At 49.5% G+C, this 5,884-nt stretch carries 3 protein-coding genes; 2 read left to right on the top strand and 1 reads right to left on the bottom strand.

Features of this window, described 5'->3' with window-relative positions; genetic code table 11:
* Together ACWVCM_RS12505 and ACWVCM_RS12500 are read left to right on the top strand one after the other, a co-directional pair.
* Window positions 1–259, top strand: a 259-nt coding sequence (locus ACWVCM_RS12505; RefSeq protein ID WP_455202089.1) for a hypothetical protein, incomplete at its 5' end; no start/stop codon positions are given.
* Window positions 260–560: 301 nt separating this feature from the next.
* Window positions 561–1,004 carry a hypothetical protein gene (locus ACWVCM_RS12500; RefSeq protein WP_455202088.1) on the top strand — a complete coding sequence of 148 codons (444 nt, stop codon included), beginning with the start codon at window positions 561–563 and terminating at the stop codon, window positions 1,002–1,004.
* 217 nt (window positions 1,005–1,221) lie between these two features.
* On the opposite strand, the gene ACWVCM_RS12495 is transcribed toward ACWVCM_RS12500, so the two are convergent.
* Window positions 1,222–5,884, bottom strand: a 4,663-nt coding sequence (locus tag ACWVCM_RS12495) for a hypothetical protein (protein ID WP_455202087.1), incomplete at its 5' end; no start/stop codon positions are given.

Raw genomic sequence — 5,884 nt, 5'->3', positions numbered from 1 at the left:
TATTTTATATGAAAAAATGGCGCTCAAGGAATTTGAATTCAACGGACAACTTTATCAATGGGCCAGGCAAACCATTCGACGTACCCAGGCTCGCATGATTCAAGAAAATATTAGCAAAGCTAAGCGCGCCTCAAATTTTGAAGAATATGTTCTGATGCACAATCTTAGAATGTTGGAGAAACATGCCGATGAATTACGCTTTGCTGAGAACTACAAAATATCATCAGCGTTATCCAAAAATAATATCCCACTAATATAGTGTCAGGCGTTGCGATGCAACAGGTTGCTACGCTTCGTACTATGTTATGATTCGCTGCTTTTCCTTTTCTCAACTTCTGCCTGTTAATAGCTAGAGAACTACTTTCTACCCCTTTCTCATACTGCACACGCAGGACTATTTCCAACGCGCCATATTCTCGACGCTCCCATCACCAAAACAAAAAGTGACAATTTCGTGATAAATACGTGAGCGCGCCGTTACATCTGATTCGCATTATTCTGAATACCTAATAAGAAATGGGAATTATTAGGGAATTAATTCCAACAGAGGAGATGATAAAATGCGTAAATCAAAAGCTCTATTTACCGGCGGCCTGCTACTGTTAGTGACGCAGCTGGTCAATGCAGATCCAGGCCAACCAACCTTTATGCCTGCGTTGTATGGTGATGGTGAAGTCTGGGGAACCAAAGGTACTACATCGCTGCCGGCACCCAATGGCAACAATTTACAGTCTTTCGACAATCTATATGTCATCACCAACTTCAATAATCCCAATGCCGTTCAACTACCAGTCTCGGAAGCAGCACCCGGTAACCCAAAATACAATGGCGGACGCTGGTATCTGCATACCGTTGCATGGACACAGGCTGGTTTCATTGCCTATGGCGGTTTTGCGCCGGTCGTAAAATCTGAAGACGAGATCAAGTACAACGAGGAAATGGGCTACCTGGTAATCACTCCAGGTGAAGTATTTTTCCAATGCCCGCTACTCCCGGTCAAATAAACACTTAATTGTGGCTCCAACAAAGGGCCAGTACTTGCTGGCCCTTTTATAATTAACCCGGAAGTAATCATTTTATTTCACTGGTATATTTTTCTGATACGAACACATACAGTAATTTCTAGCCACAAAAATTATCAGGAGAGCCTGGTTGGTCATTTAAACGAATGTTGGCCACACCCGTAACGACAGGTGATCTGTTGAAACTAACTTTACCCTGTTAGAACTTACCAAGCACGTTGACAAATAATCCATGGCTGTCGTAATCAAGATCCGTCAGATCATCGGAGAAGTCGGTAAAGTTATAGCCAACACCGGCTTTGATTTGCTTACCAAAGTGACGATAGATAGCCACCAGTATACCACTGCGACTATCACCCGCTTCCGGAATATCCAGTAAACGACCTTCCAGTAAAGCATCCCATCGATGGGTGAAATGCCAGTCGGCTCTCAGGATATACAGTGAAGCACTGCTATCGAAAAATTCCGGATTTTCCCGATCCAGGCTCAATTGACCAAGACGATGAGCGTATTTACCACCGATGGTCCAACGGCTGGTGACATCATACATGGCGTCGACCGATAAAATGTGACTCTTCTGGATATACTGGGCGGCACTATTATTCAGCGTTACCTGATCCGTGGTTGGCATGTTATAGAAGTAGGTATACTTAAACAGGGCATTCAACGCATCATTACTCACCGGACGGAATGCATACCCTACAATGGCTTCGGTAAAGTTACCGTCGTAAAAATCACCCAGTGAACTTTCACTTTGTGACAGGTTCAGCTTACCGATCAGGCGCCAGTCTGCACTCACTTTATACTTGATATTATTCTTCATTAACCATGTGGTACGTTTGCTCAGGGCGGTATCCGGTTGTTCCGTTTCGTCGATACGGTATTCCAGGGCACCGGCATAGGTGAACGCACTAAATTTATAGCCTACTCGGATACCCATGGCCTTACGTTTGGTTTCCGCGCCGGTATAATTATTGAAGAGTGATCCGATATCGATATCACCACCGAAATTCAGTTTGTCATTCACCGCCAGGTCAAATCCCATGGCATGGGTCAATCCGGTGGGTACATCGCCGTGTGTATAACGCTCTTCCATGTAGATACTGGCACTGTCGGAGTAACGCGTCTTGAATCCTGTGGCAAAATTGCCTTTACGGGCCTTGACACCATTGTCGGTACGTTCATCTTCCAGCGCATAACTGGTATAAAGATCGGTGGCATCCGTCATCTGGTAATTAGTGCCAAGTCTCAGCGCTGGACCCAGATCACCCGCCGACAATTCACCATCCAGTTTGAATCGATCCGTGAAACGATAGTCACCACCAACGCCTACGCGGCTGTTATCTTCACGGTTACCGGAGACATCGACAGTATCCTGCACATAACCATAGGCCAGCCAGTTTTCACGAGAGTTATAAGTCGCTCTCAGTGCAGCATCGGAGCGCTTACCCTGTTGCTGGGTCAGTGGTACAGTGGGTGAATTATCGGTGCGCTTGTCATTACGCAGTCCTACTCCGAAACTCCAGTATTTATTCATCAGGTAGTCGACATCCAGTTCAACGGCTTCGGTTTTCAGTGAGTTTTCCTGATCTCTGGAATCTGCTTTGACTTTCACATCGATGGATTCGAACACGGGAATTTGCAACATACCGCCGGTCGTCGTGGTATCGGTATTGGCAATCAGTCCGGGCGCCGCGTATCCAGCATCCAGTTGTTGATTGTAAATACTGAACGTACCTTTAAAGCCACTGATAAAATCTTGCAGGCGAACACTGGCATCCACACGCCGTCCCGTGGCCTTGATATCGGTACCCGGCGGCAGTGCGATCTGGTTAAATTCATATCCACCATCATTGGATAGTAATGTTGACGACACCGGACCCTGACTTTGGGACTGTTCGTACTTGAGCCAGGTGCCGGCATTCTTCCGGATCGTCAAATCAAAGGCCGTCAGACTGGTTTCGCCACCGTTGTATTCCTGCTCTTCGGCCGTCATACCGAGTTTCACCATGCTGTTAAACCAGTAGTGAATACGGCCACCGGTGGTAATATCGTCAAGCTCATCAAAGCCCGGCGTGTATTCGTAACGCACTACCAGGTAGACATCGTTACCGCCAAAGTCACGACTATCCACCAGGGTGCCCGAAGCCGCCGATGCGGACAGAGGCTCACTCAACATGATGCGACCCTGGATATAGTCGATATCGTAATCCAGGCCATAGGTCAGGTTCTTCACGCCCACGACCAGCCCGGAAACGGCATCACGAACTTCGATGCGCACTCGATCGGAACCGGTGAGTATATCCTGGCGCCGCAGGTAATAAAGCGATCCGCCGGTACCGAGGAATTCATCCCGTCCCGCTAATGTGCCCGGCTCCGCGGCAAACAGGTTGATCGCAAATTGCTTCTCGCCAAACGCGGTTGCTGATTCACTCTCATAGTTGATATTGGCACCGTAGAGGCCACGGTCTACATGGGCAAGACTGTTATCCATGTAGGCAATATCAAAGTTACCCCACATGCCGTAGTTTCTGTCTTTCTGCCATTTCACATAAAACTTGCCGTGGGTCGGTGCATCTTCCTCAAGGGTGCTGTCATCACCGAAGGTGGGGTAGTAATAGTCGGGATCGATACGACGGAACAGTGCATCCGGCGACTTGTCCATAAAGTTCGAGAACAGTTCACCAATCTCACCTTCACGGGTATCCGCGCTCATGGTCAATACTGAGTCATTAGCAAAACGGCCTTTGGCATAGAATGCCAGGCGGCCATCGACATTGAATTCGCTGCTGTAATCCGAATCGTTTCCGGTCACCAGTGCGGCAGGACCGCTGGTATCATCCTGGGCGGCGGTTATATCCGCAATACCCACGTAGAACCAGTCGCTGCCCGGTAACTCAAGATCGCGCTGGTAAACATTGCCGTTTCCGTCGTCATCGGTAATCGCCACTTCAACGGTATGCAAGCCCGGTGGAACAATGAATTCACCACCAAACTTGCCGGCAGCATTTTCGTCGGATTCAAGCTTGCCACTGACTGGCAGTTCACGACCGGCAAACCAGACTTTATGGCCTTGCGGTACCTGTTCTCCATATACGCTCACCACACCGCCCTGCAATGGTATGTTGTTGAGCGCCAGGCGGTTCTCGCCGTATCCGACCAGTAATTCCTTATCGGGATCACGCTCACTGTTATCTACCTGCAATGTATCTACGACCCACAGGGTTTGTTCAGCGGTTTCATCAAAGTTGCCCTGCTTGTCATAGACACGCAGCACGAATTTCAATTGCAGGCGTGGCGCGGAATAATCGTCAAAGCCATACTGCCATTGTGCTGTGCCATGCTCATCCACAGGCACTACCGCAACCGGTTCATCGCGCGTGGACTGCGCGGCGTTAAACAGGCGAATTTCGGCTTTCTCAATAAAGCTCGGATAATTAGTGTAGAGCTTGAAGTGCGCCTGGTTTTCGACAAACTCGGTATCCGCGCCATCATAGTAACTAATGACATTGGGCCAGGCCGTTACATTCAGGCGTGGCTTAATATTCAGGTCGTCAAACTTGAAGCGGACCTGTGCCTGATCCAGTGCCACGTCGGTACAACGCTGTACATCCGGGATGTTCTTGTTGGGGTCATTAACCGGTTGACCGTCAACGGAAATACGCATCAGGTTCAACGCAAAGGGATTCTTGGTTTCCACGTCACGGGTGATGCGCTTGATAGATACACCTTCGGTTTCATCCAGCAGGGCCAGCTCGTCATAAACCACCTGCACTTCCACCTTGGAACGATCCAGCTCAACAAACCCGGTATTGACCACGTCATGGGATTGCACATAACCCCGGCCTTCAAACTCGGCCTGTGCATCACTTAATGCCATTTGTGTTTTGATGGCTTCCATGGCACGGCGGGCACGCGACGTGGACAGGCCAATATCATCGCCATAAACCATGGCGGTGCGGCGACTGAGACGTTTGTTGCTGGTATAGCCGATAAACCGCAAGCGCACGTTACCCTTGTCGCTGATATCATTCATGGCCCGCTGCAGGATTTTGGTGTAACCATCCGGAATCACGGCCTGACCGTTTTCAAAGTAAATCGGCTTGATGTCACCTTCCGGCGGATTATAGATTCGCTCCACGGTTTCGGCCGCGGAAGCCTCCGGGCAAATTTGCGGCTCATCGGGCAGGTCTTCCAGTGGATCGTCATGCCAGAACTCGACTTCAATGCGACGGTTCAGGGTACGGCCTTTTTCCGAATTATTGGAAGCAATAGGACTGCTGGCACCACGGCCGGTACTGGCAATAGCTTCGTTCGGTAAAGCTAAAGCTTCCTGTATCGCGATGGCAACGCGTCGTGCATTGGCTTTGGATATTCCCACATGATCACCGTAAATACGCGCGTCTCTACCGGTCAATGGGATGTTATCCGTGTAAGCAATGAAGCGCATTTGCACGTTGTCCTTGCTGGACAGGTTTTGCAGCGCCTGTTTTAACTGCTGCAGGTATTGCGCTGGAATTTCACTGACACCTTCATCATAGTGGAACGGCGGCACCAGGTTCTTCAGCTTGGCACGCCGTGAATGTCCTTCTTTGAAGCGCAGCTTACACAATGTTTCCACGCGGCAGACCATGATGCGTTTAACTTCCTGGTCCACCTCCACTTTGCGCTCGACAAGCTGTTCGCTGACTTCGTCATACCATACCTGTACTTCCACGCGACGGTTCTGTGCCCTGCCCGTTTCACTCGCATTACTGGCAACCGGTTTGGTATCACCCATGCCTTCGTAGGAGATTGCTTCCGGTGGTAATTCCAGTGCACCCTGGAAAAATTCCGCGGTAGTACCAGCACGTTCCTTCGAC

It is taken from the genome of Kaarinaea lacus (assembly GCF_975902315.1).
This window is presented reverse-complemented; position numbering and strand designations above follow the sequence as displayed.